Raw genomic sequence first — 26,209 nt, 5'->3', positions numbered from 1 at the left:
CCGATCATCGAGAGACGAGCGGTCGTCTGCGGCCACACGGACCCGCGTGTGGTGTATCGTCCGAGAGATTCCTCTCAACGGCCGCCGTCCATCCCGTCTCGAAACTCGAGGATGGTTCGACGGACCAGCAGATACGAAAAGAAGATCAGCGACAGCAGTATCAGGACCACCACGATGATGACCGGGTCGTCGGGGAGGAATCCCAGCATAGCCGGGTCTACAGCGCGGCGGCGCAAAATCGTTTCGACCTCGTTCGAAGGTCAGTCATGTGACGTATTTCGTGCTCCCGATCGGACAATCTGGCGTTCTCGACGACGATTCCGCTAGCTAAAACTGGGATTTCAGCTTACCGCGGGTATTTTTCAGTCGAGAACGTAGTCGTATCTGTCCCGGTCGAACCCCTCTACAGCCTTTGGCTGTTCCCCCATGACCGGGGCTCCTGTCCGCGGTCCCTGCCTCCGTCGGACCGACCACAGCCGGTCCGACCCATTCGACCACCCCCTACTCGGAGTCCACCTGGACTCTCTTTGCCTCGGACAACCGAGCTGAGTTCCCCCGTTCTGCTGGTCCCCGTTGACGCTTCCGAATTGCTGTCCTGCTGTCTCACTTCGTCCAGCCCGGACAGAGGATTCGGTCGATCAGTCAGTCGTTTTTTCGCCGCTGAAGGTCTCGAGCACCGTTCCGTCGGTCTCGAACAAGCGCCCTTCGAACCCGTCCGGTCCGGATTCGATCGTGGCGAATCCGGCTCTGTTCCCGCGGGGATCGGCGTGACTACCCGGATTCAGAAGGATGCTGTCCGCCGTTTCGACGACGACGGGTCGATGGGTGTGTCCGGAAATGACGATGTCGGCGTCCCGCGACCGGCCGAACATCGCGAGACCCGTTTCGCCGCCGTCTCGATGATGCGTCATGGCGATTCGGAGTCCATTGTATTCGACGGTTCGTGCGGTCGGCAGTCGATCCCGGACCGCGACCGAGTCGGCGTTTCCGTGAACCGCGTACAACAGGTCGCATTCGGACTGGAACGCCTCGAGAGCCGTTGCGCTCGTGAAATCGCCCGCGTGGAGGACGACGTCAGCATCGCGAGTCGCCTCAAGGGGTGCTCCCTCGAGTTGGTGGCCACCGGTGCTGTGCGTGTCGGAGAAAATCGCGATCATAGGGGTGCTACTGTGTCAGGGACGACGAATGTTTCGTTCGCTCGGGAGGCCGTTCGCTTTCGAACCCAATTACTCGACCCGGCTTACCAGCTTCTCGTCGTTCTTCTCGTACATTGCGACGACCGTTTCACCCGACGGTGGTTCCGGCAGAATAGCGGTGACGGTCGTCTTCTCGAGGTCCACCTCGGAGGGAAGTTGGTCGTACCCTGTCGGCGTCTCGAGGCCGACTGCGACGTCCGTCGGACTCGCTCCGGGCGGGAGCCCCGCGGGATCGTACTCGAGCGTAAGTTGAATCGCCTCGAGCCCGTCAACTCCCCCGAGGCCGACGATCTCGACCGGTTCAGTAAGCGCACCGTCGGGTGCTTCGCGATCGCTCTCGCGAATACGAATCGAATCGGGAACCGCGTCGGCGACGATTGCGGCGCGTGCACGTTCGCGAACGGCGGCGTCCTCCCCCTCGCCGGCTCCCCTTTCAGCAGTGTTATCCTCGCGCTCTATCGAATCGAGAGCCGTCGGGTCGTCAGCCTGATACTCGAGGGCGATCTCGTGCACGTCGGTCGAATCATATCCGGGAATTGCCATGGTTTGCCGTCAGCGTGGCGGGGTAGTATGATTGATGCGTGCGTACGCCGGGTTTCGATGTCCTCCCAGCGAGACGTTTCGTTCTGAATCACCCGGAAGAAGTCATCTCTCCGTCACACAGCGGTCTTCGTCGGCTGAACGGGCATCGAACCGAGACGAATCCTTTTATCGGAGTAGGGACGTATCACTCATCGTGGCCGAGACTGACGGGTACATGCGCTTTTTCCCCTACGAAGAGCCGTACGAAAACCAGCGGGAGGCGATGGAGCGGATGTACAACTCGCTCGTGCGCGGGCAAAACGTCCTCTTCGAGGGTGCCTGCGGAACGGGCAAGACGCTGTCTTCGATCGTGCCGGCGCTCGAGGTCGCCCGCGAGCAGGACAAGACGGTCGTCATCACGACGAACGTTCACCAGCAGATGCGCCAGTTCGTTGCCGAGGCTCGAGCGATTTCCGACGAAGAGTCGATCCGGACAATCGTATTTAAAGGAAAATCCTCGATGTGTCACATAGACGTCGAGTACGAGGAGTGTCAGGCGCTCCGTGACAACACCCGATCGCTCGTCGAGACCGAACGGGATCGCGAACAACTCGAGCAACGCCAGCAAGAACTCCTGGCTGAGAGCCGGGAGGGCGATTCGAGCGCGGCTGAAGCCCGAAGCGCGGTGATGGACGAACTCGAGGAACTCGAGGACGATATCGACGACATCGACGACCAGAACGTCTGCGAGTACTACCACAACAACCTCACCGAGAATACTGAGGACTTTTTCGGCTGGCTCTTCGAGGACGTCCGAACGCCCGACCAGATCTACGAGTACGCCGACGAGCGCAAACTCTGTGGCTACGAACTCCTCAAGGAGGGGATCGAGGGCGTCGATCTCGTCGTCTGTAACTATCATCACCTCCTCGATTCGGGCATTCGCGAGCAGTTCTTCCGGTGGCTCGGGCGGGATCCCTCGGACGTGATTGCCGTCTTCGACGAGGCCCACAACGTCGAGGACGCCGCCCGCGAACACGCGACCCGAACCTGTACGGAACGAACCTTCGAGTCCGCGCTGGACGAACTCGCGGATACCGACGACCCGCTCGCCGAAGACGCGGCCAACGTTATCAGCGCGTTCGGAACCGCTCTCGTCGACACCTACGAGGAGTCGTTCGGCTTCGGAAAGCGAGAACAGATCGACGAGAACTGGGAGGACGTCCCTATCAGCAACGAGGACGGTCGAGACGACCTGACGATCGCCTTCCTGCAGCGATACTCCGGGCAGGGCATCGGTTCGGACCTCGAGGCGGCGCTGAAACTCGGAAAACGACTCGATGAGAAGTACGAGGAGCAGTACCGCGAGGGAGAGACCGCGACGCGAACGGAGTGTCAGACGTTACAGGCCGCGGCGTTCGTCAGCGCGTGGATGGACGAGGGGACGGACCAGGGTCTGTATCCGGTCGTTTCGGTTCGACGAGACGCGGGAACCGGCGAGGTCTACGGCCGCGCCGAACTGTACAGCTGTCTCCCGCGACAGGTGACGGGCGAACTGTTCGAGGAAGTGCACTCGACGGTGTTGATGAGCGCGACGCTCCAGCCCTTCGATGTGACCAAGGACGTGCTTGGGCTCTCCGAACCGGTGACGATGGCCTACGGTCTGCAGTTCCCCGAGGAGAACCGACGAACGTACGCCGTCGAGACGCCGCCGCTCTTCTCTTCGGATCGGGACGATCCTGGGGTTCAGGAAACCGTTACAGAGACGATCCACAACGCGGTTCGACTCACTCCCGGCAACACGCTCGTCTTCTTCCCGAACTACAACGAGGCGACGCGGTACGCGGACCGACTCGAGCAGCGGGCCCCCGCCGCATCCATCTACAAGGACGAGCCGGGCGTGTCTGTCGAAGAACTGCGCCAGAAATTCATCGCAGACGACGACGCCGTCCTGTGCACGTCGCTGTGGGGGACCCTCGCGGAGGGAGTGAGTTTCGACGGCGACGACGCCACGACGGTGCTCGTCGTCGGCGTCCCCTACCCGCACCTCGACGACCGAGCCGAAGCGGTTCAAGAGGCCTACGACGCGGCGTTCGATGGCACGAACACTGGCTGGCGATACGCCGTCGAGATTCCGACCGTGCGAAAGACCAGACAGGCGCTCGGCCGGGTGATTCGTTCGCCCGAAGACGTCGGCGTGCGAGCCCTCCTCGATCGGCGCTACTCCTCTCGAGCGAAGTCGGATCTCGGCAAGTACAGTGTCAACAGCACGTTCCCGCTCGAGGAGCGCGACGAGCTGATCGATATCGATCCGGAGAAACTCAAGTTCGCGATGTTGAACTTCTACGCGGACCACGATCGGTACGACGGCGAGGCGCCTGCACCGTGAGAAACGCGGTTTGCGCCGTTTGTCGTCTCCTTATTCGATAGTGACGTCTGCAGTTCCGCTGGTGACGACCGCATAATGCGTGCCGCCGTTCTCGATGGTCACCTCGAACGTCTCCTCGTCTTCGATACTCCACGTGTCGATGGGGCCGTTGTCCTCGTGTTGGATCTGGAATCCAAGTGAGTCCCGTTCTGCCTCGATGTTCCCGTCTTCTCCTGGTTCTTCGATCTCTTCGACCTCGACGGTGACGGCTAGTTCGGCTCCTTCGTCCGCTTCGAACTCCGCCCGTTCTTCGTCATCCAGCGTGGTATCGACGCCACCGCCGCCTAACACGCCGCCACAGCCGGCTAATGGAGTGACCGCTGCGATCGCTAGAAACGTTCGTCTGTTCATGTGATGTGATTTTAACACCGGCGTGTAATACTTTCTGGCTGTTTTCTGACTCGATCAAACCAATCAGGAATCCGTTCAGGCCGGTAACGAGACGCGACTCACCGGTAACTTGTACGTGCCGTCCCAGAATTCGAGGCCGTCGACCGTCCACGTGATCGGCTCGAGTTCTCGCGAGGCGAGGCGCTTTGCGTCCTCGAGGTCGCCGCCGCGGGCGAGCGTGATGTGTGGGACGTAGTCCGCTCCCTCGAGGTCGTCAACGGGTTCGAAAGCGCTGGTCAACTCGTGGTGTATCGACTCGAGACCGGAACTCTCGACGGCCAGGTAGACGACCGGGGCGGTTCCCAGTGGCGGGTCTGCGAAGTAGTCGATCCCGGTAATCCGGGCCTCGACGGCTGGTGTGCCCTCGAGTGCACGGTTGAAGCGGTGTTGCAACTGCGAGATGTGGTCGGCGTCGCCGAGTCGCTTGAGTACCATCGAGTGGTCCTCGCGAGTCGTCTCGAAGGCCTGCAACGAAGGATAGAGATCGGATGCGAGCTTTCGAACCTGACCGGGAACCGGGACGTTGACGCTGTACACTTGCCTGCGGTTCGATTTGGTGCCGTATTAGTGTTCGGTTCGAGTTTGTTTTGGTGGGGCGGTTCGCATCCGTTCCGCAGCGTCAGTTCGGGTTCGTTCCCGATCTCGGTTCGTGTCTGCTCGGGTTTGGGTTTCGCGTACGTGATTCTCGTCTCAGATCATGTCGAGGAGCCAGAGGATAATCAGGACGATAGTTCCCAACAAGAGAACCGGCAGGAGCGCCTGAATCCAGCTTACGACCATGCTGAGGATCGAGAGGATGAGCCAGATGGCGAGCAATCCGAGGACGATCTTCAGCAAGGTTTCGACTTCGATGTTCCCTCTGGTATCGATCATACGTTCACTTTGGGATGACAGTCTCATAAGCACTGTGTCGTCTGAGTCGGAAAGACCTATTTAGGCGGCCATACCATCACCGTACAATGGTCGGGAAGGGGCTTCGAGCCCTGGCTTGTGTGCTCGTGGTAACAGGTTTCCTGCTCGTGGTGGGCCCGTCAGCAGTTGCGACGCCGGATGCTACAACGGCCCAGTCACCGACGATACAGGAAGAGGGCAACGAAGAACTGACACTTGATGATGCTGATACGATCAATATCGAAATGCAACTTCAGCCGAACGGTAACGCCACCGTGTCCGTCGATTACCGGTATCTGATCGGGAACAATACCGAGACCGAACAGCAGTGGGACACGTTGTCAGCTGATGTCGACGAGAACGCTGAGACGTACATCGGAGAGGAATCCGACCGCTGGCAGGACACGCTCGAGGAGGGAGAGAACGAAACGAATCGAGAGATGAATCTCTCGTCGTTCACTGTTGAAACGGATGAAAGTACGACTCCGCGGGAGTACGGGCACATTAAGTTTACCTTCGAGTGGGAATCGTTCGCCTACGTCGAGCTAAACCGCATCGAGGCGGGTGACGCCCTGGCTGGGTTCATGTTCGACGACGATACCGAACTGCAGATGTCCTGGCCCGAGACGCACAACGCAACTGCAGTTGACCCGGAACCGGATACGCTCAACGATAACTGGGTGCTGTGGGACGGTGACAGTGCGGGATCGGACAGCCATCCGCCACAGGTCGAACTGATCGAAGAGGGGGCCGCGACGAACGAGCCCACACCGGACGACGGCACGACGGGTGTCCTTCCGGTCGATGGTCTCGTCGCCACACTCGTCCTTGTTACCGTCGCAGCGGTTGCCGCCGTTGCAGGGTGGCTATTCAGACGCGACGGTGATGCTCCGGCAGTGGATCCGGACGAGCCGCCGGAGTCGACGGATTCGGCCGTTGCGGGCTCCGGACAGGTGACGATGCCGCCACCGGAACTGTTGAGCAACGAAGAGCGCGTTCTGCGCTTGCTCGAGGAACGCGGCGGCCGACTCAAACAGCAACAGGTGGTTTCGGAACTCGAGTGGACGGAGGCCAAGACCAGTCAGGTCGTCAGCGGACTCCGAGAAGACGGTGAAGTCGACGTCTTCAGAATCGGCCGCGAGAACGTGCTAACGTTGCCCGAAGCGGGAGAAGACAACGACTCCGCAACCGAAGCAACTGAATAGTCCACACGTGCGTTCGGTCACGAGAGTGACCTCGTTTTTTCGTTGCCGCTGTCGCGTCTGTGACTCGGATGTGTAACATTTGCCCGGCAAGGAGGATTTAAGGGACTCGAGTGTGTTAGTTCGAACAATGAGAAACCTCGTCGGTATTCAGGGCATCGTTTCTGAGACCGACAGGTTCGTCCCTCGGCGGCGGCCGCGGCGGGCCCTTTGAGCCCGTACTATTTCCTTCCCCAAGTCCCGATGCTTTCCACACCTTCGAACTCTCGATTTCATAGTTAGCAGACGCTCTAACGTAATTTTACGGAGACTAAACCAACGAACTTAAGTCTCCCCTTCCGTTTCACTCGAGTACGATATGACACGTGTGGCACTTGCGTTTTCGGGCGGACTGGACACGACTGTCTGTGTCCCGCTGCTCGAGGAAGAGTACGGATACGATGATGTTATCGGCGTCACCGTCGACGTCGGTCAGCCGGCCTCCGAGTTCGACGAGGCCGAAGAGACGGCCGAAGCGCTCGGCCTCGAGCACTACGTTGTCGACGCGAAGGAAGAATTCGCCGACCTCTGTCTCGATAGCGTTCGCGCGAACGCGACCTATCAGGGATACCCGCTCGGAACCGCTCTCGCGCGCCCGGTGATCGCCGAGGCGATTCTCGAGGTCGCAGAGGAAAACGACTGTACCGGCATCGCCCACGGCTGTACGGGCAAAGGAAACGATCAGCTCCGCTTCGAAGCGATCTGGCGCGACTCGGATCTCGAAGTCATCGCGCCCGTGCGTGAACTCGGCCTCACCCGCGAGTGGGAACAGGAGTACGCCGACGAGAAGGACCTGCCCGTCGAGGGCGGTAGCGGCGGCGACTGGTCGATCGACACCAACCTCTGGAGTCGCTCGGTCGAAGGCGACGAACTCGAGGACCCGAGCTACGTTCCGCCGACGGAAATCTACGAGTGGACCGAGAATCCGACCGGGGAGACCGAGGAGATCGAAATCTCCTTCGAACAGGGGTACCCCGTCGGGATCGATGGCGAGGAGTACGACGCCATCGACCTGATCGAGACGCTCAACGAACTCGCCGGCTCCTACGGCGTCGGTCGCACGGATTCGATGGAAGACCGCATGCTCGGACTCAAGGTTCGCGAGAACTACGAGCACCCCGCCGCGACGACGCTTCTCAACGCTCACGAGGCGCTCGAGGGCCTGGTCCTCACGCAGGAAGAGCGCCAGTTCAAACAGCAGATCGACCAACAGTGGTCCCAGAAGGGCTACGAGGGTCTGATCGACGCGCCGCTCGTCGACGCTCTCGAGGCGTTCATCGCCGAAACCCAAAAACGCGTTACCGGAACGGTAACTATCAGATTCGAAGGTGGGAAGGCTCGCCCGGTCGCCCGTGACAGCGAGTACGCCGCGTACTCGGCGGCCCACGCCTCTTTCGACACCGAAACGGTCGGCAAGATCAAGCAGGAAGACGCGACGGGCGTCGCCAAGTACCACGGCTTCCAGCGCCGTCTCGCCAACGCTGCAATTGAAGATATCGGCGGCGACGCCGTCTCCCTCACGACCGACGGCGGTGAAGACGACGATTCGACCGAGGAGTAACTATGACAGGAGAGAACGCTGACGACGGGGCACCCAACGGCGGTAACGGGAGTGCTACGGACGAGATAGCCGACACGGTCGAGGCGACCGAGACGGCCACCGCAGACGAATCAGCCGGGGACGACAGCGTCGTCCGCCGGGACCGGTTCAGCGGCGGCCCCGCACGGAGCTTTCTCTCCTCGCTCGAGGCGGACGAACGCATCTTCGAAGCTGACCTCGAGGTCGATCGCGCACACGTCGTGATGCTTGCCGAATGCGGTATCATCGAATCGGACATCGCGGGCGAAATCCTCACCGCACTCGACGCGATCGAAGTCGAAGGCCACGAGAGCCTCCCCGACGGCGAGGACGTCCACGAGGCGATCGAAACTGCCGTCATCGAACAGATCGGCTCCGACGGCGGCAAGATGCACACCGCCCGCTCGCGCAACGACGAAGTGGCGACCTGCATCAGATACCGCCTCCGCGAGGACGTGCTTTCGGCACTCGAGACGACGCTCGGGCTCCGTGAGGCGCTCCTCGAGGTGGCCGACGAGCACGCGGAGACCACAATGCCGGGCTATACGCACCTTCAGCCGGCCCAGCCGATCACGGTGGGCCACTGGGCGCTCTCTTACGAGAACGCGATCCGCCGCGATACTGCTCGGCTGGTGGATGCGTACGGTCGAATCAATCAGTCTCCCCTCGGCGGCGCGGCCTTTGCAGGAACCACGTTCGACATCGACCGCGAACGGACGGCCGACCTGCTCGGGTTCGAGGCCGTCCTCGAGAACTCGATGGACGCCTCCTCGAGCCGGGATTTCCTGCTCGAGATCACCCAGGCGCTGTCGACGCTCGCGACGACGCTGTCGGGACTCGCCGAGGACGTGATCATCTTCGCGAACCGCGGCTTCGTTTCCCTTTCCGACGACTACTCCTCGACGTCGTCGATCATGCCCCAGAAGAAAAACCCGGACACGCTCGAGTTGGTTCGCGCGGTCGCGGGAGACGCCGCCGGCGAAGTACAGGGGTTAACGACGACGCTGAAAGGACTGCCGCGTGCGTACAACCGCGACTTACAACGCGCCACGCCCCACGCCTGGGAGACGGTCGACGCCGTTACCGAGGCAGCGGAAGTTGCGGCAGGTGCGGTTGCAACGGCCGACTGGAACGACAACGCACTCGCCGAGGAGGCGGGTGCCGGCTTTTCGACGGCGACCGGGGTCGCGGATCTGTTGGCGGCGAACGGGCTGCCGTTCAGAACCGCCCATGAAGTCGTCGCGCACGCGGCCGAGTCGGATGCGTCGGACGAACTCGAGGCGGTCGAAACCGCCGCGGCGGACGTCTTGGGCGAACCGCTCGAGAGCTACGTCGCTCTCGATGCCGTCGAAGCGGCGCTCGATCCGACCGAGAGCGTGGCTAGCCGAGATTCCCAGGGCGGCCCCGCACCGACGGCGGTCCGAGCCCAACTCGAGTCCGGCCGGGGCACGCTCGAGGCGGACCAGGAGGAGTTAGACGGGCTCGAAGACCACCTCGCGAGCGCACATGCATCGCTCCGCGAAGAGGTGAGTGAGTATGTGTGACGCGATTTCGACACGCCGTCCGGATCATTCCTCCGCAACTGGCTTTACGGCCCCCTCACTCCGGCCGCCCCCGCGGGGGCGAACTATACCTAAATAGTGATATATCGGTCTGAATATTCCTGAAAAAGACACGTACACACCGTTAGTGTGGTGTGCAGTATTGTAATTGTGCTGTTAGGTTCGACAGGTTTAAGGGTAATCACCTCCCAGTTGGGAATACAATGACCGAATGCGTCGAGTGCGGGGCGGACGTCGCCCTTCACGACGATCTGGAAGTTGGAGAGATCGTTGACTGTACAACCTGTGGAGCAGAGCTGGAAGTCGTCGACACCGCGCCGCCAGTCCTCGAACGGGCCCCGGAGCTCGAAGAGGACTGGGGTGAGTAACCTTGCAAATAGGATTACTCTACTCACGAATCCGCAAGGACGAGAAGCTGCTCCTCTCGGAGCTTCGCGACCGCGACCACGAGGTCGAAAAGATCGACGTGCGCAAGCAGACGTTCGATATCTCGGGCGCGCCGGATTCGTTCGCCGATCTCGACATCGTGATCGATCGCTGTCTCGCGACGAGTCGCAGCCTGTACGCGACGAAGTTCTTCGAGGCGTACGATATCCCGATCATCAACTCGAACACGACCGCGGATATCTGCGCTGACAAGGTCAAAAACAGCCTCGCGCTCGAGGCTGCGGGCGTGCCGACGCCCGAGACGACCGTCGCATTTACGAAAGACAGCGCGCTCGAGGCAATCGAGAACTTTGGCTACCCCTGCGTCCTCAAGCCGGTCGTCGGTTCGTGGGGTCGCCTGATGGCCAAAATTGACACTCGAGACGCCGCGGAAGCGATTCTCGAGCACAAGGCCACGCTCGGCCACTACGAGCACAAGGTGTTCTACGTCCAGGAGTTCGTCGAGAAACCGGGTCGTGACATCCGCGTGCTCGCCATCGACGGCGAGCCCGTCGCGGCGATGGCTCGCTCCTCGGACCACTGGCTCACGAACGCCGCCAAGGGTGCCGAAACTGACGTCTTCGAACTCGATGACGAAGCGAAAGCCCTCGTCCAGGACGCGAGCGACGCCGTCGGCGGCGGACTGCTCGGCGTCGATCTCATGGAAACTGGCGACAGCTATACGGTCCACGAGGTCAACCACACCGTCGAGTTCAAGGCGCTCGATTCGGCCGTCGAGACCGACATCGCTGGCACCGTCGTCGACTGGATCGAACGGAAAGCCGGGGACGCCGATTCCTCGCTCGAGGTGACCGCCTGATGTCTGCGGGCAATAGTTCGGACGCCGCGTCCGTCACGGCCAGCATCATCGGCGGCAGCGGCTTTACGGGCGGGGAACTCCTTCGTCTGCTCGCGGGCCACCCCTCCATCGAACTCGCCGAAGTCACCAGTCGATCGAAAGCGGGCAAGAGTGTCGGCTCGGTCCATCCGCCGCTTCGCGGAACTGATCTGCGCTTTACCGAACCCGAGGACCTCGAGTCGGTCGACGTCCTCTTTACCGCAACGCCTCACGGCGTCTCGATGGGCCAGATTGACGACTTTTTCGACGTTGCGGACACCGTCATCGACCTCTCGGCGGACTTTCGTCTCGAGAGCGAGTCCCAGTACGACGAGTGGTACGACGGCCACGACGCGCCGGAGTACCTCGAGAAATCGGAGTACGCGCTCCCCGAAATCAACCGCGAGAACCTCGAGGGTGCGGAGCTCATCGCCGGCGGCGGCTGTAACGCCACGGCGACGATCCTCGGCCTGTATCCGCTGTTCGAGCACGATATCCTCGAGGGAGGAGAACAGATCGTCGTCGACGTCAAGGTCGGCTCCTCCGAAGGCGGAGCCGGCGGCGGCGAGGCCTCGAGCCACCCCGAACGCTCGGGCGTCGTGCGCCCGTACGCGCCGACCGGCCACCGACACGAGGCCGAGATCGAGCAGTTCCTCGGCACGTCGGTCTCGTTTACCTGCCACGCCGTGGACATGATTCGCGGCGCGAGCGCGACGAGTCACGTTTTCCCGTCGGGGCCGGTCTCGAAGGGCGACCTCTGGCAGGCCTACCGCGGCGAGTACGAAGACGAACCGTTCGTTCGCATGGCCGCTGGCGGCTCGGGCGTCTATCGTTACCCCGAACCGAAGGCAATCGCCGGGACGAACCTCGCGGAGGTCGGCTTCGAACTCGACCCATCGAACAAACGCATCGTGGTCTTTTCGGCCATCGACAACATGATGAAGGGGTCGGCCGGCCAGGCCGTCCACGCCGCGAACATCGCGCTCGGCTTAGAGGAGACGGCCGGCCTCGAGTTCGCGGGACTCCACCCCGTGGGGGCACCCTAGAATGACTACTGTCGTCAAAATCGGCGGCGCACGCGCCGTCGACCCCGAAGGGGCACTCGGCGACGTTGCACAGCTCGCCGAAGCCGGCGAAGACGTGGTCGTCGTCCACGGTGGCTCGACAGCTGTCGACGAGACGCTCGAGGAGCTCGGCGAGGAGCCGACCTACGTCGAGACGCCCGGTGGCGTCGTCGGCCGATTCACCGACGAACGCACGATGGACGTCTTCAAGATGGTGATGCCCGGCAAGCTCAACACGGACCTCGTCGAGGCTCTCCAGAACGAGGGCGTCGACGCGGTCGGGCTCACCGGCACCGACGGAAAGTTGCTCGAAGGGAAACGCAAGTCCGCGGTCCGGGTCAAAGAAGACGGCAAGAAGAAAATCAAGCGCGGCGACCACTCGGGAACGATCGAGTCGGTCAACGCGGAGTTGCTCGAGACGTTGCTCTCGAGTTCGTACACGCCCGTCGTCTCCGTCCCGGTACTCGGGAGGGAGAAAGACGGTGGTTACACCGCCGTCAACGCCGACGCGGATCGTGCGGCCGCCGCGGTTGCGGGCGCGCTCGATGCCGACCTCGTGCTCCTAACCGATGTCTCGGGGATCTACGAGGACCCCGACGACGAGTCGACGAAGATCGACGAGGCGGCGACGCCCGAAGCGTTCGAGTCGGTCAAATCCGCCGCGGAAGGATTCATGACGAAGAAGGTGATGGCGGCCGAGGAGGCTCTCGACGGCGGTGCGGCCTCGGTCGTCGTCGCGGACGCGAACGCGGACGAGCCGATCACGAACGCACTCGAGGGTGAGGGAACGACCCTGACGCCCGGCGCGCTCGCAGACGATGAGAAAGCACGAACGGAGGCCACAGAATGAGCGACCACGATTTCGTCTCCGGTGGCAAACCCATCGGGATCGACAGCGGCGAGGGACCGTTTCTCTACAGCACGGACGGCACGGAGTATATCGACGCGGGTGCGAGTTTCGCCTGCACGCCGCTCGGGCACAGTCACCCGGCGGTCGTCGACGCGGTACAAGAACAGGTCGGCGAACTGACCTTCGTTGACTCCTCTTACCCCGTTCAGTCGCGCGAGGACGCCTACGCCGCGTTCGTCGCGTCGACCCCCGGCGCACTCGAGCAGGCCTGGTTCTGTAACTCCGGGACCGAGGCCAACGAGGCCGCGCTGAAATTCGCCCGTTCGGCGACCGGCGACTCGAAAATCGTCGCCGCGACTCGTTCGTTCCACGGCCGGACGATGGGAGCGCTCGCGGCCACCTGGAAGGACAAGTACAAGGAGCCCTACGAGCCCCTGGCCGGCGACGTGGAGTTCGTCCCCTACGGCGATAGCGAGGAACTCGCAGCCGCCGTCGACGACGAGACCGCGGCGGTCATCCTCGAGCCGATCCAGGGTGAGGGCGGAATTAACGTCCCGCCCGCGGGTTACCTCGAGACTGCCCGAGAACTCACCGACGCGGCCGGCGCGGCGCTCGTCTTCGACGAGGTCCAGACCGGCATGGGTCGGACGGGATCGATGTGGGCCTGCCAGAACGCGGGCGTCACGCCCGACGTACTGACGACGGCCAAGGGGCTCGGCAACGGCCTGCCCGTCGGCGCGATTGCGGTTCGGGACTGGATCGCCGACGGCGCGGCCTCGCACAACGCCACCTTCAGCGGCGGACCCGTTGTCTCCGCGGCGGTCCACGCGACGATCTCGACGTTGGTCGAAAAAGAGTGGCCCGCCCACGCCGCCGAGATGGGCGACTATCTCGTCTCCGAACTCGAGACAGCCCTTGACGACGACGTACGCGAAATTCGCGGCGAGGGGCTACTCATCGGAATCGAGTTGAAACGCGGCGCGAACCGCGTCGCTCGCGATCTGGCGATGAACCAGCAGGTGTTGGCACTGCCGGCGGGACGAACCGTCCTGCGCCTGCTGCCGCCACTCGTCATCGACGAGGAGGAAGCGGACCAACTCGTCGACGCGCTGACCGAAGTCGTCGTCTCCGAGTCCTAACTATGAACGCGAGCAAACCCGAACCGACCGACGTCTCGCCCGAGAACGCGCGGAACCTGCTGGTCGATCTCGTTTCGATCCCCTCTCCCAGTGGCGAGGAACGTCAGGCGGCCGAACGCCTCGTCGAGTTCTTCACGGCCAACGGCCGCGAGGCCTGGATCGACGAGGTCGGCAACGTCCGCGCGCCGGCCGACGACGCGGTCTTGCTGACTTCTCACGTCGATACAGTCCCCGGTGAGATTCCCGTCGAAGTTCGGGCGGCCGACGCGGACGACCTTGAGGCCGAAGTCGCTCGCGAGAAGGGTGAGGATATCCTCTGGGGTCGGGGCAGCGTCGACGCCACCGGCCCGCTCGCCGCGATGGCTGTCGCCGCCGTTCGTGCTGGTGTGTCTTTCGTCGGCGTCGTCGGCGAGGAGACCAACTCCCGCGGCGCGCGCCACCTGGCCGTCGACCGCGAGGAACCTGACGCCGTCGTCAACGGCGAGCCCAGCGGCGCGACGGGGATCACGCTCGGGTATCGAGGGTTTCTCGCGGGTACCTACGTCGCGACGAGCGAGTCCGGTCACACCTCCCGACCCGAACCGAACGCGATCCAGCACGCGGTCGACTGGTGGACGGCCGTCGAGGACGCGTTCGCGGACGACGAGTACCATCCCGTCTTCGAGCGCGTCACGGCAAAGCCCGTCGACATCGACGGCGGCTCGAGCGAGGACGGCCTCTCGGTCGAAACGACGCTGGACGTACAACTTCGCGTTCCACCCTCGCTTACCGCCGAAGCAGTTCGGGAGACGGCGGAGGCCGAACTCGAGATCGGAACCGTCTCTTGGGCGGAGCCGATCCCGCCGGTCATGGAGAGCCCGCGGACCGAAGTCGCGCGGGCGTTCCGCGCGGCGATCCGAAAACAGGACGCCGATCCCCGATTGCTTCGAAAAACTGGAACCAGCGACATGAACATCTACGCCGGCAGCTGGGAGTGTCCGATGGTGACTTACGGCCCCGGGAACTCGGATCTCGATCACGCGCCGAACGAACGGCTCTCGCTGGCCGAGTTCGATTGTGCCGTTTCCGTCCTCGAGACCGTCGCAGCCGATCTCAGCGGTGATACGCAATGACGACACGACACTTACTCAATATCGACGACCTCTCCGCGTCGGAACTCGAGACGATCCTCGAGCGTGCGCAGAGATACAAACGAGCACAGCAACGAGGCGAGGACCACGAAGACCTCCCGGGCCAGACGCTGGGGATGATATTTCAGAAGCCGAGCACTCGAACTCGAGTCTCTTTCGAGACGGGGATGACACAACTCGGCGGCCACGCCGTGTTCCTCGGTGCGGACGACATCCAACTCGGCCGCGGTGAACCACTCAAGGACACCGCGAGAACGCTCTCGCGGTACGTCGATGCGGTGATGGCTCGCGTGTTCAAACACGAGAACATCGAGGTGCTCGCGGAGTACTCCTCGGTGCCGATCGTCAACGGGCTCACCGACGACGCCCACCCGTGCCAGACGCTCGCCGATCTGCTGACGATCCGCGAACAGCAGGGTGGACTCGAGGGGGTATCGGCGGCCTGGGTTGGCGACGGCAACAACGTCGCCCAGTCGTTCGCGATCGGCGCCGCGCTGGCGGGAATCGACCTGACCGTCGCGACGCCGAAGGGCTACGAAATCGACGACGAAGTCGTCACTCGAGTAGACGACCTCGGCGGCACCCTCTCCACCACGACGGATCCTGTCGAGGCCGTTTCTGATTCCGATATCGTCTACACCGATGTCTGGACTAGCATGGGTCAGGAAGATGAGCGCGACGTCCGGATGGACAACTTCGAGGGCTTTCAGGTCAACGGCGAGCTACTCGAGTCTGCGCCCGACGCGTCGGTGATGCATTGTCTTCCTGCCCATCGCGGCGAGGAGATCACCGACGGCGCTATCGAAAGCGACCGCTCGATCGTGTTCGACCAGGCAGAAAACCGCCTGCACGCACAGAAGGCGTTATTGAGTTGGCTGCTCGAGTAGTCACTCCGACGGTTTCGAGTAGCTACTCCAACGGTTTCGGGTCGACCGACGAGACGGCCGAATCCACTCACTTTTTGCCCGTCCCGCTCTTCTCGCCGATAATGAGTCTGAGTCTTTCAGCGGATCAGCCGGAACACCCGCCCGAAGCCGACGACGGTGCCTGGCTCGAGTGCATCGAGTGTGGCGAAACGTTCGCGCCGCTCGAGGATATTCGCTACACCTGCGACGAATGTGATGGACTGCTCGAGGTTCGCTACACTGACCTTCCTACTCTGGACGAGTTCGAAGGACGAGGCGTCTGGCGATACGCGGACGCGCTCCCGCTCGATTCGGGCGTCACGACTCAGGAGGGTGCGACGCCGCTGTACGAGGTGCCACGGCTCGAAGACGACATCGGCGTCGAAGCGCTGCGAATCAAACACGAGGGGATGAACCCGACGGGTTCGTTCAAGGATCGCGGGATGACGGTCGGCGTCGCCGTCGCCAAAGAACTCGGTGTCGATCGACTCGCCTGCGCGTCGACCGGAAACACGAGTGCGGCACTCGCAGCCTACGGCTCCCGTGGCGGGATGGAGACGCTCGTGCTCCTCCCGGCCGGAAAGGTCGCCGCCGGAAAGATCGCGCAGGCGAGCCTCCACGGCGCGAGAATTCTCGAGGTCGACGGCAACTTCGATTCCTGTCTCGACATCGTTCAAGAGCTAGCCGCCCGCGGCGAGGCCTACCTCCTGAACTCGCTGAACCCGTTCCGCCTCGAGGGCCAGAAGACGATCGGCCTCGAAATCCTCGAGGCGTTCCGCGACGACTACGGTGCGTTCCCCGATCGTATCGTCCTCCCGGTCGGAAACGCCGGCAACACCTCGGCGCTGTACAAGGCATTCAGAGAACTGGTTCAGGTTGGGGACCTACCACTCGAGGAGGTGCCGAAACTCACCGGCGTCCAGGCGGAGGGTGCCGCGCCGATGGTCGAAGCGATCGAGAACGATGCCGACGAAGTCCGGCGTTGGGACGACGTCGAGACGCGCGCGACGGCGATCCGTATCGGGAACCCTGTCAACGCCCCGAAAGCGCTCCCGGGAATCCGCGAGACTGACGGCACCGCCGTTGACGTCTCCGACGAAGAAATTACGGACGCACAGCGCGACCTCGCGGAGGAAGGGATCGGCGTCGAACCCGCCTCCGCCGCCTCGATTGCGGGGCTTCGAAAACTTCGCGCCGATGGCACCGTTTCCGACGACGAACGCGTCGCCTGCCTCACGACGGGCCATTTGCTCAAGGACCCCGACGCGGCGGCCGCCGCCGGAAGCGATCCACAACCGGTACCGAACGATATCGAAGGCGTGCTCGAGCACCTTCACGAGTGACACTCTAAGGGGTACAGTGCGAGTTCCACGGATCACCTGATCCGTGGTCGTTTACAGGTTACGTGACCGGATCCGGTCGATCGAGATACTTCCTCCCGTCTTTCATCCGCATGCGCTCTGTCTGACGCGTCAGACGGTCGACTGACTGAAGCTTTTGCGGCCAGAAAAGCTATATGCTATTCCATGTCCGTCGAGCACCGACACACCGACACCCCCGCCCGAGTGTGCGTGCAGCAAACGAACGCAGACGGTACCACTCGGGACGAGCCGAGATCGCCCGAACGTTCTAACCGTACCACTCGAGTTCGTGACCCCCTCCCGGCGAGAATCGAACGAACCCAACTACGGCTTCGAGTCACCGCACTCGAGCGCGAACTCGAGGCGAGCGAAACCGAACGACAGGAGATCATTGACCGGTACGAGTTCGTGCTTCAGAACCGCGAATCCGATTCTGTCGAATCGACGACGGATGACGACGGACTCGTCCGTCGTATTCGGCGTCTTTTCGAGTGACCAGGTCGATACGTGTCGTTTTTTGATCTCCCTGTTTGAACTAAGATGTCTCTCTCTACAATGTTGGAACTCTAACTAATTAGTATATTTTAAATACCATTGGTATTAGTATATTATCACTAGGGGACATTGCGAATGGATGACGGCAATACGAACTCGACTTGTACAGAATGCGATGGACAACTTCGAAGTAACGGCACCGAGACGGTCTGTGAGGAGTGTGGCCTCGTTTCAGACGAGAACGCGATCGATCACGGACCGGAGTGGCGGTCGTTCGAGGACGACGAGACCGACCGACGGCGAACGGGTGCGCCGCTGACCCGCTCTCGTCACGACAGGGGTCTCTCGACGGAAATCGGATACGGTTCCGGCTCCCGGCTGACGGGTCGAAAGCGTCGACAGCTCGCCAGAATGCGCCGGGAACACAATCGAGCGCGTATCTCGTCGAAAGTCGAGCGAAATCAAGTGTACGGATTCACGGAGATCAAACGACTGATAACCGAGCTCTCCCTTCCCGACTCTGCTCGCGACCAGGCGTGTACGCTCTTTAAATCCGCACAATCCGAGGATCTCCTTCGCGGCCGATCGCTCGAGGGCTTTGCGGCCGCGACGGTGTATGCGATCTGTCGAACCCTGTCGATGGCTCGAACGCTCTCGGAAATCGTCGCCGTCTCTCGAGCCGACGAATCCGAACTCAAAGCGGCATACGATGCGCTGAATCGAGAGCTCGGTCTTCCAACGGGTCCGATCGATCCGACGCAGTATCTCCCCCGATACGCGTCGAAGCTGGATCTCGACACCGACATCGAACAGTGCGCTCGAGAGCACGTCGAAACGCTTCTCGACAACTGTGCAATCGGGGGCAGAAACCCGAGCGGGGTCGCGGCGGCGTGTTTGTACGTCGCAGCGAACGATTGTCCCGATTGCGACAGTATTACGCAAGCATCCGCGGGCGACGTCGCCGACGTCAATCCCGTAACGATCCGTTCGACGGTTCACCAACTCGAAGAGTGTTGATCCTCTTTACAGCGTGAGACCGTTTTTGCGACCCTCTCAATACGCGTCGCTGGAAGACAATCGGGTTCAGCTTCTCGAACCGGTACTCCTTGTGCCCGTGTTTCGTGGACGACTTCTGAGCTGGGAACGGCCGTTACGGTTGCGCCGAGCGCGCGTTCGATCGCGGTCTTTCGCTCGGTGCTGGCGTCCGAACGATTGAGGATGATCGCACCGATCGGCGTACCCACCTCGAGCGCGAGCTGTTTCGTCCGAAGTGCATCGGCTATCGCTTCGTCCGTATCGGCCGTCACGAGAACGACCAGATCCGAGGCGTGTAACTGTACGCCGACATCACTTGCGAGCCCTGCCGGACAATCGATAACGACGCGACCGAACTCTCGTTCGACGGCGTCGAGTACGTCTTCGAACCTGGTCAGATCGGCTGCTCGAGCGCCGGCTAACGACCTGCCACAGGGAAGCACCTGGACCGTTCCCACGGCCGTCACTGCTTCGATCGGGTCCGCCCGTTCTGCGAGGACATCGTGAAGATCCGGTCCCCGTCCGCGAGGGAGGTCCGCCATCGCGAGATCCCCGTCGACGACGACCGCATCGAGTTCGGCCCCGAGATTCAACGCCATCGTCGACTTTCCGACACCCCCTTTTCCCCCGCTGACGGCGACGATCATCGTCGGCTGAGGACCCCTTTCGGTGGCTTCGATCGACTGAGACTCGAGAGAACTTCTCGTGTCTTCAGTTCCGTCCGACCGTCAGCACGCCTCGATTCGACGGATTCGAGCGGCTCGTCGATCACTGTCTCCGGACTCGCAAAGCCCACACCCCGTTGGCTTTCCGGCTCGAGTCGCCCCTCCCAGCGCGGCCCGTCCCACTCCGGAGCGACGACGCCGTTTCGTCGCGGCGGCCAGACTGGCTCGATTGTGCTCTGGAACCGGACCAACTGCGGTGTCGTTCGATCGTTCGTTACCGTGGCGCTGACAAACGTCACGCCGTCGCGGCGATCGATACGCGTCGAGATGTCGACCATGCCGCTATTGGTCTCGTTTCCGCATATAAACTCGAGTACCCGGTCGGCGGTCGTGACCGTGTCCCGCCGATACGATGATTTCTGTCCGAAAAACACGCCGTTCACTGTCTCTCGCGCGACGGTTGCCGTTTTCGGATTACGTCGTCCGGAGGTTATCCGTACTCGGCTCGTAGACCTCGCCTTTCTGTTTGAGTTTGTCAATCTCGTGTTCGGCTTTCGACTGATCCATTCCGATCTCGTCGGCTCGCTCGAGGACGATATCCATCGGTGCGCCGTCGTCGTACTCCGCTTCGATATCGCTGATCAACTGTTTGATGTTCTTGATCCGGTCGCGCTGAGACTTCGTGGTTCCGGCCTCGACGATATCCGCGTCGAACTCGCCCGTCTCGGGGTCGACGCCGATGTCCTGGAGCGTCGAACGGACGATCTCGACGACCCGTTCTGCGTCGCCGACTTCGACCGTATCGGAGAGGCGAATCCGCGCACTCGCTTCGGCGAGTCGCACCAGTGCCTCAAGTTTTCGTGCGGTGACGGGGATCGGTGCGTCGTCGTCGGTCCCCTTCAATCGGAGATCGACGTAGAAATCTCGAATCGTGTTCCTCGCCTCCTCGGTCATCCGCGGATGACAGTTTTGCTTTGCGTAGGCGATGTACTTGCGCAGGAGCTCCGCGTCGATCTCGGGATCGACCTGCTCGGTCATCTCCTCGATTTCGTCGGTGCTCACCTCGAGGGAGGTCATCTCCTCTTGCTGGGTCGTCAGCTCCCCTGCGTAGTTCGTCGTCAGGATGTGCTCGGCGAGATTTCGGTCTTTCTCCTCGTCGGGGTTGTCCGTCACTGTAAAGATGAGATCGAACCGCGAGATCAGCGCGGGCTCGAGGTCGATCTGCTCGGCGATCGGCTCGTACTGGTCGAAGCGACCGTACTTGGGGTTTGCCGCACCAAGGAGCGAACAGCGGGACTTAAGCGTCGCGTTGATCCCTGCCTTGGAAACCGAAATTTGCTGTTGCTCGAGGGCCTCGTGCATGGCACTGCGATCTTCTGACCGCATCTTGTCGAGCTCGTCCACTGCCGCGATTCCCTGATCGGCGAGCACTAACGCGCCAGCCTCGAGCGTCCACTGCTGGCCATCGCCGAAGTCGTCTCGCACAGCCGCGGCCGTGAGACCCGCTGAAGACGAACCTTTGCCGGAGGTGTAGACGGATCGTGGTGCGATATTTCTGATATATCCGAGCATCTGGGAGTTGTGAGAAATAACTCCATTAGAGACGTAATTGTGGGTTTCCTTGACCTCAAGATCGTACACCCATTTATCATCAGGGTCAACAGGCTCGATTGACTCTATACAATCCCACCCGGTATCTCCATCGACCAATTGACGCAGTTTGTTTATAGTGGTTGAGATTGATCCACCATCTGTCTCAATTGCACCTGATTCTGACATAGACACTGTCTGAAGTCTCCGCTCGAATGTGGCGACGACCTCCCGGAGGTTCTTCCGCCCTGGATTTCGTGTTCCTCGTTCATAGTGCTGATACGTACTCCGGGGGATCCCACATTCTGCCTGGGTAAGCCCAATTGAATCACGAACTCGACATAATTCAGGTCCAACTTCTGGGATCACATCTGTATTCGTATTACCGTTCACGGAAGTGTACTGCTCTGCAGCGCTTTGCTTCCGATCTGTCACGAACCCTATTTTGGAGAGATATCTCCCGAATTCTTTGCCACTGATTCGGAGTCTGCTACTTTTGTTCTTTCGCTCGTGTATCTGTGAACGAATTCCAGTGGAGAGGAGCAATGTTCGAACTCCTTCGAGTAATTTGCTACTTGTTGATGCAACTGTTATTTCGCGTTGAGTTCCAGATACATGACCTTCTCCTTCGATGAACGCTTTGATGAATTCATTTCTAATTGACTTCGAGGCTTGAGCTAATTTCTCGGGAACCTGCTGACAATCTGACCCTTCAAGTAAGGTGGGATCGAGATTTTGTAGAAAACTCGTAAACTCTCCAGACGAACAAATAATTTCATGAGCTGGTTTTCCTTCATGTGGTTTTCGCTTCGTTGTGTTCAGTCCAAGTTCTTTGAGGGCTCCTTCTATGTCTGATAGAACTTCTTGATCGTTATTTGTGATCGTGACATATCCAGTGTTATCTGAACGATGTTCGACATAGCCTTCCGCTACAATGTATCCGAGTAGCCTCGCAAGTGATGGTGTCCATTTGTCAGGGAGATTGAGTTGAACAGCGTTTCTTGATTTTGATCTACGGTGGAATACATCGAGACTATCATCTCCTCTGGTTGGTAACGAACGTGGGACGGCGATAAATGCGCCTTCATCCAATTCCTCAGCAACAACTGGGTCAGTCTTCCCGTCACGTTGAACGAATAATGGATGTGACGGCGTTACCTCGAGTTCGCGGCCACTCGAAGTTTGTATTCGAAGCATCCGGTCGGGCGCTTCTCGCTTCCAGACCTTCGTTGCCTGCTGTGTGGCCATAGTCCCGTCCTGTTGTAGTGACGGGACTTCAAGATCGATGTCGTCCCACCAACCGTCGTCAACGGGCTTTGGATCCTCAAGGTTTGTTTCGACGAGGTCGCGTATAGGAACGTCACGCCCATCCGCAAGTGTTACTCGGGTGTCGCCTGTGACACATTTACCTGTACCAGGATCTCCGATCAGCAGCATGTGCAGGTCTCCGCGAATCCTCGAGCCATCGGGTAACTGTTTGGTAACGCCCGAGAACAGTTGGAGCATCATCGCGAGTTTCTCCTGGTCGTAGCCGTAGATCGACGGCGCGATGGAGGCGACCATCTTCTCGTAGATGTCGTCTTCCGTCGAGAGGCGGACGATTTCCTTTTTGTCCTCCTCGGTGATGTCCATGTCCTCGAACTGCTCTTCGTCGATATCGACTGATATCCCCTCCATGTAGAAATCGAAGATGGGGGATTTCTCCTGCTGGTTGCCCTGTTGCTCGAGGCGGAGGACGCCGACGGCCGAAACGTGGTCGCCGGGCGTCACCTGTCCCGTGATATCGTCTTCGACGTTCACGTCGAGCGCCTGCGGCGTTTCGCCGCCACGTAGCCCCTCCGGGCTTTCCTGGATCCGGAGTTTCTGGGCGTCGATGAACTCCGACTGGTCGAAATTAACCTGGAACGGCCCCTGTCGTTCACAGCCCTGGCACTCGTGGGGTTCCTGAAAGTCGCCGGTAGACTGTGGAATTCGATTGAGCGTGCCACAGAGCTGGCACTCGAAGGCGGCTTCTTCGATCTTCGGCCGAACGTCCGTTGCCTTGCGGACGATTCCCCGAACCTGCACGAGCTTGTTCATGTTCTGGGCACGGATGTCCCGAATTTCGGGGGACTCGGTGTCGGGAAGGTTCCGGATTCGGACGTGTGCCTGCCCGAGACTGACGTCGATCGGGAGGTCGTACAGTCGAAGCGCCTCCTCCGCGTAGCGTTGGAGTTGTTCGGGCTGGTTCAGATAGTCGTCCGCGAGGTCGGGATCGTACCGGTAGAGGTCTTGCCAGTCGATAAACAGCGAGCGCTGTTCGTTCGGATACTGCTGGGCAAGCTGTTTCACCTCGTTGTCGTAGTAGTTCCGGAAGAACTGCTCGAATGCGTCGACGAGTTCGGAGTTTCCCGCTTGCGCCATTGACCTGTTGTTGGGTCGCCATTGCGTATAAATGGTCGCAAACTCGAGTGAAACTAGTCCTCGAGAATATTCGGATGAGTGATCCGTACCGTCGCTCGCCGACTCCCTCGTATTTGGGTTATCACTTACAAGAACGGATTTGGGTTCCGGGTGATCCTCGAGCGGTCGATAGAAGATTCGACACGCCGACTCCCTGTCTTCCCGTGGCCACTCGTCGGTAGCCGTTTTCTGGTACTACGTCGTCCGTTATGTATCTCGGGCCAATTTCTTTTGGTCGATGGGGCGGTCGTCTTGTCGAGTTCGCACTATTTTGCGTTCTCTGGGATCTTCGGTCGGCAATCCAGCGCGTTCACAGCTAGCGGTAGCGTGGATACTCTCTGGTGGCTGTTTCCAAGACTCGTTTAACAACCTGTTAGAAGCGTAAACGCGTCCGGTAGCCGCTATTGCACTGTTTTCGGGAAATTATTTAGTGACCTGTTAGATAGATATCTATTGGTAATGAACGTAATGAACGTACGGAACTACTATAGTGACATTTCGGATTGGATATGGATGGAGATGATAGAATGCTAGAGCTTCTTTCCGAATTTCGGGGGATAATCTTCCCCGTATTTTACGTCGGGTTTTTCCTCGGAACGCTCGTCCTGCTTGCGCTTTCGGACCGCGAGGTCGCGAGATCGGTCTGGGTCGGCGGATTTATACTCGTCCTCCTCGCTGTCACCGTCGTCGGGACGCCGCTTATGCCCGTCGTCGAGATGCACAAGTTTTCACAGCCGAACGACGAACAGAACACGGCCCACGAGTTCGTGGTCGTCGATGCTGACGGAAACGAACTGTACTACGATTACCGTGCGGCACCCCCAACGACCGGCAGTCGGTCGTCGACGATCGCTGGGCACATGGTCGAGGAGTATCCGGATGAAGACCGGATAGAGATCGCTGAGTTCTATCTCTCTAACGCTCAAGAGTACCGTTCGGACGTCGAATCGGGTGACTATCCGCCTCCCACGGAGCCACTAGCGCCACCGCGCTACACCGATGATAAGCAGTGGTCCGCCGAAGAACTCGAGGGGCTCGAAGCGTTCGAAGCCATCCGGATCTACGAGCGGACGCTGACGGTTACTGACGATAACACCGAGATCGAATCCCACGAGCGCGACCCCCGACTTACGGTCCACGTGGACAATCAAACTATCACCGAACACGAAAACACATGAGTGCGTTCATCAACTACTTCGCCGACGACGCTCGTTCGTCACCGATCAACCTCGCGGCCGCTCGAGTCGTGCTCGGCGCGTACGTTCTCTGGCGCGTTGTCTTCCTCGATTGGGGGTTCTACCAGGAGTGGCCTCGGGATTTCAATCCCGGAATCAACTTCCTGTACAACGACCTGTTGTTCTCGCTGTTGCCCTATCAGCAGTGGCTCGTCGCCGGACTGCTCGCGTTGTTCATCGTCGGGTACAAAATAAAGTGGACCGGCGGACTCGCGAGTCTGCTGTTGATGCAGATGCTGTCGGTCAAGTCGACGATCTACATGTCGGGAACCGTCGAGTCGATGTTCGTGTGCGCGTATTTCATCCTCCTGTTCGCGTTTTTCCACGACGACGACGCGCTGTCGGCGGACGCGGTGATTCGAACGAAAGAGAAATCCATCGATCAGCTAAACTGGTTCCTGAAGGAGGGATCGAACCAGTCCTACCGGATGCGGCCGTTCAAGTGGGGACTCGTTATTCTCGGACTGATGTATCTCGGTGCCGCGTGGGGCAAGTTGCTCAACGGCGGGTTCGATATCTATCTCTCCGGTACCGACCTTCAGCGCGACATCGTCTACAACCAGGTCGCGACGGGAATGTACCGTCCGATCGGTGACTTCGTCGTCCAACACGAGATACTGGCCTGGCTCGGCTTCGTCGGAACTGCGTTCGTTCAGTCGCTGTTCATCGTTGCAATCGTTCTCGGCGTGACGGTTACGCCGTTTATTCTCGGTTTGATCGGCTTCCACGTCGGCGTGATCCTGACGCTTGGGATCTACTTCGTCGATATGATCGTCGTTCTCTCACTGTACGCCGCCTGGGATGTCGGCTACCGAAAAATCGCTGCGGATCAGACGAACGCTGTTCAGTTGGTGTACGACGAACGCTGTTATTTCTGTGCAAGAGCTCTCTATCTCTTCAAACACCTCGACATCAACGACTCGGTGCAGTTCTACACGCAGTCGGACGCCCCATCGGAACTGGTCGCACGCGACGATGTCGACCTCGAGAAGGAGATGTACCTCTTTCGCGACGGCGAAGCCTACGGGGGCTACGACGCCTTTCGTCACCTGTTCAAGCAGTTCCGGATCTTCTTCCCGATTACCCTGTTGATGGTCCTCCCGCCGGTCAGGATGGTCGGCGAACGCATCTACGAATACATTGCGGATAACCGAGACCGCCACTTCGTCTGTAGCTACAATCCCGACGAAACCTCATAGGCGAGCGTTTGTCATTGACTCGAGAG

At 60.5% G+C, this 26,209-nt stretch carries 25 protein-coding genes; 16 read left to right on the top strand and 9 right to left on the bottom strand.

Annotated features, from left to right (window positions below; all coding sequences use genetic code 11):
* Positions 1-74 precede the first annotated feature (74 nt).
* The 3 genes from ACYQ14_RS08720 to ACYQ14_RS08710 all read right to left on the bottom strand — a co-directional run bounded on the left by ACYQ14_RS08720 (position 75) and on the right by ACYQ14_RS08710 (position 1,739).
* The gene (locus ACYQ14_RS08720) at positions 75-209 is read right to left on the bottom strand and encodes a DUF7859 family protein (RefSeq protein WP_283836856.1); all 135 of its coding nucleotides are present in this window, start codon (positions 207-209) and stop codon (positions 75-77) included.
* A 429-nt stretch (positions 210-638) separates the two neighbouring features.
* Positions 639-1,157: a metallophosphoesterase gene (locus ACYQ14_RS08715; protein ID WP_459887177.1), complete on the bottom strand. Its 519-nt coding sequence runs from the start codon at positions 1,155-1,157 to the stop codon at positions 639-641.
* A gap of 69 nt (positions 1,158-1,226) precedes the next feature.
* Positions 1,227-1,739 carry a hypothetical protein gene (locus ACYQ14_RS08710; protein ID WP_459887174.1) on the bottom strand — a complete coding sequence of 171 codons (513 nt, stop codon included), beginning with the start codon at positions 1,737-1,739 and terminating at the stop codon, positions 1,227-1,229.
* Positions 1,740-1,932: 193 nt separating this feature from the next.
* Here ACYQ14_RS08710 and ACYQ14_RS08705 point away from each other — a divergent pair, with 193 nt between their 5' ends.
* A complete protein-coding gene (locus ACYQ14_RS08705; RefSeq protein WP_459887171.1) occupies positions 1,933-4,107 on the top strand; it encodes an ATP-dependent DNA helicase in 2,175 nt (724 codons plus the stop codon).
* A 30-nt stretch (positions 4,108-4,137) separates the two neighbouring features.
* Here the strand turns inward: ACYQ14_RS08705 and ACYQ14_RS08700 are convergent, their stop codons facing one another.
* From ACYQ14_RS08700 to ACYQ14_RS08690, 3 genes are all read right to left on the bottom strand, one after another.
* The gene (locus ACYQ14_RS08700; RefSeq protein ID WP_459887168.1) at positions 4,138-4,497 is read right to left on the bottom strand and encodes a hypothetical protein; all 360 of its coding nucleotides are present in this window, start codon (positions 4,495-4,497) and stop codon (positions 4,138-4,140) included.
* 75 nt (positions 4,498-4,572) lie between these two features.
* Positions 4,573-5,073, bottom strand: a complete 501-nt coding sequence (locus tag ACYQ14_RS08695) for a 2'-5' RNA ligase family protein (protein ID WP_459887165.1) — start codon at positions 5,071-5,073, stop codon at positions 4,573-4,575.
* Between the two features lie 153 nt (positions 5,074-5,226).
* Complete coding sequence (locus ACYQ14_RS08690; protein ID WP_459887162.1) at positions 5,227-5,409, bottom strand: DUF7554 family protein; 183 nt, start codon at positions 5,407-5,409, stop codon at positions 5,227-5,229.
* A gap of 86 nt (positions 5,410-5,495) precedes the next feature.
* Here ACYQ14_RS08690 and ACYQ14_RS08685 point away from each other — a divergent pair, with 86 nt between their 5' ends.
* From ACYQ14_RS08685 to ACYQ14_RS08625, 13 genes are all read left to right on the top strand, one after another.
* Entirely contained in the window at positions 5,496-6,632 is a 1,137-nt protein-coding gene (locus ACYQ14_RS08685) for a helix-turn-helix transcriptional regulator (protein ID WP_459887159.1), read from the top strand.
* Between the two features lie 355 nt (positions 6,633-6,987).
* Positions 6,988-8,229, top strand: a complete 1,242-nt coding sequence (locus ACYQ14_RS08680) for an argininosuccinate synthase (RefSeq protein ID WP_283836866.1) — start codon at positions 6,988-6,990, stop codon at positions 8,227-8,229.
* Positions 8,230-8,231: 2 nt separating this feature from the next.
* Positions 8,232-9,791: an argininosuccinate lyase gene (gene argH, locus ACYQ14_RS08675; protein ID WP_459887155.1), complete on the top strand. Its 1,560-nt coding sequence runs from the start codon at positions 8,232-8,234 to the stop codon at positions 9,789-9,791.
* Between the two features lie 221 nt (positions 9,792-10,012).
* Positions 10,013-10,177 carry a lysine biosynthesis protein LysW gene (lysW, locus tag ACYQ14_RS08670; RefSeq protein WP_049951598.1) on the top strand — a complete coding sequence of 55 codons (165 nt, stop codon included), beginning with the start codon at positions 10,013-10,015 and terminating at the stop codon, positions 10,175-10,177.
* 2 nt (positions 10,178-10,179) lie between these two features.
* Positions 10,180-11,055: a lysine biosynthesis protein LysX gene (gene lysX / locus ACYQ14_RS08665; RefSeq protein WP_459887152.1), complete on the top strand. Its 876-nt coding sequence runs from the start codon at positions 10,180-10,182 to the stop codon at positions 11,053-11,055.
* Positions 11,055-12,119, top strand: a complete 1,065-nt coding sequence (gene argC / locus ACYQ14_RS08660; protein WP_459887149.1) for an N-acetyl-gamma-glutamyl-phosphate reductase — start codon at positions 11,055-11,057, stop codon at positions 12,117-12,119. Before lysX ends, argC begins: the two co-directional genes overlap by 1 nt.
* A 1-nt stretch (position 12,120) precedes the next feature.
* Positions 12,121-12,987 carry an acetylglutamate/acetylaminoadipate kinase gene (locus ACYQ14_RS08655; protein WP_459887146.1) on the top strand — a complete coding sequence of 289 codons (867 nt, stop codon included), beginning with the start codon at positions 12,121-12,123 and terminating at the stop codon, positions 12,985-12,987.
* Complete coding sequence (locus ACYQ14_RS08650; protein ID WP_459887143.1) at positions 12,984-14,126, top strand: aspartate aminotransferase family protein; 1,143 nt, start codon at positions 12,984-12,986, stop codon at positions 14,124-14,126. Before ACYQ14_RS08655 ends, ACYQ14_RS08650 begins: the two co-directional genes overlap by 4 nt.
* Positions 14,127-14,128: 2 nt before the next feature.
* Positions 14,129-15,238 carry a [LysW]-lysine hydrolase gene (locus ACYQ14_RS08645; RefSeq protein WP_459887140.1) on the top strand — a complete coding sequence of 370 codons (1,110 nt, stop codon included), beginning with the start codon at positions 14,129-14,131 and terminating at the stop codon, positions 15,236-15,238.
* Positions 15,235-16,143 (top strand): ornithine carbamoyltransferase, encoded by a 909-nt coding sequence (gene argF, locus ACYQ14_RS08640; protein ID WP_459887137.1) that lies wholly within the window; start codon positions 15,235-15,237, stop codon positions 16,141-16,143. Before ACYQ14_RS08645 ends, argF begins: the two co-directional genes overlap by 4 nt.
* Positions 16,144-16,244: 101 nt before the next feature.
* Positions 16,245-17,504: a threonine synthase gene (thrC, locus tag ACYQ14_RS08635; RefSeq protein ID WP_459887135.1), complete on the top strand. Its 1,260-nt coding sequence runs from the start codon at positions 16,245-16,247 to the stop codon at positions 17,502-17,504.
* Positions 17,505-17,687: 183 nt separating this feature from the next.
* Complete coding sequence (locus tag ACYQ14_RS08630) at positions 17,688-18,017, top strand: hypothetical protein (protein ID WP_459887132.1); 330 nt, start codon at positions 17,688-17,690, stop codon at positions 18,015-18,017.
* Positions 18,018-18,152: 135 nt separating this feature from the next.
* Positions 18,153-19,034 (top strand): transcription initiation factor IIB, encoded by an 882-nt coding sequence (locus ACYQ14_RS08625; RefSeq protein ID WP_283836885.1) that lies wholly within the window; start codon positions 18,153-18,155, stop codon positions 19,032-19,034.
* On the opposite strand, the gene ACYQ14_RS08620 is transcribed toward ACYQ14_RS08625, so the two are convergent.
* From ACYQ14_RS08620 to ACYQ14_RS08610, 3 genes are all read right to left on the bottom strand, one after another.
* A complete protein-coding gene (locus tag ACYQ14_RS08620) occupies positions 19,013-19,699 on the bottom strand; it encodes a MinD/ParA family ATP-binding protein (RefSeq protein ID WP_459887129.1) in 687 nt (228 codons plus the stop codon). The genes ACYQ14_RS08625 and ACYQ14_RS08620 overlap by 22 nt on opposite strands.
* Entirely contained in the window at positions 19,696-20,055 is a 360-nt protein-coding gene (locus ACYQ14_RS08615; protein ID WP_459887126.1) for a DUF7857 domain-containing protein, read from the bottom strand. Before ACYQ14_RS08615 ends, ACYQ14_RS08620 begins: the two co-directional genes overlap by 4 nt.
* Positions 20,056-20,191: 136 nt before the next feature.
* Positions 20,192-23,710 (bottom strand): LAGLIDADG family homing endonuclease, encoded by a 3,519-nt coding sequence (locus ACYQ14_RS08610; RefSeq protein ID WP_459887123.1) that lies wholly within the window; start codon positions 23,708-23,710, stop codon positions 20,192-20,194.
* Positions 23,711-24,276: 566 nt separating this feature from the next.
* On the opposite strand from ACYQ14_RS08610, the gene ACYQ14_RS08605 reads away from it, so the two are divergent.
* On the top strand, positions 24,277-24,927 hold the full coding sequence (locus ACYQ14_RS08605; RefSeq protein WP_459887120.1) for a hypothetical protein: 651 nt from the start codon (positions 24,277-24,279) through the stop codon (positions 24,925-24,927).
* Positions 24,924-26,183 (top strand): thiol-disulfide oxidoreductase DCC family protein, encoded by a 1,260-nt coding sequence (locus ACYQ14_RS08600; RefSeq protein ID WP_459887117.1) that lies wholly within the window; start codon positions 24,924-24,926, stop codon positions 26,181-26,183. The genes ACYQ14_RS08605 and ACYQ14_RS08600 overlap by 4 nt, the downstream gene beginning before the upstream one ends.
* Positions 26,184-26,209: the final 26 nt, after the last annotated feature.

The organism is Halostagnicola bangensis (assembly GCF_054653435.1).
Note: the sequence above shows the minus strand (reverse complement) of the source record. Positions and strands in the feature narration are given on the sequence as shown.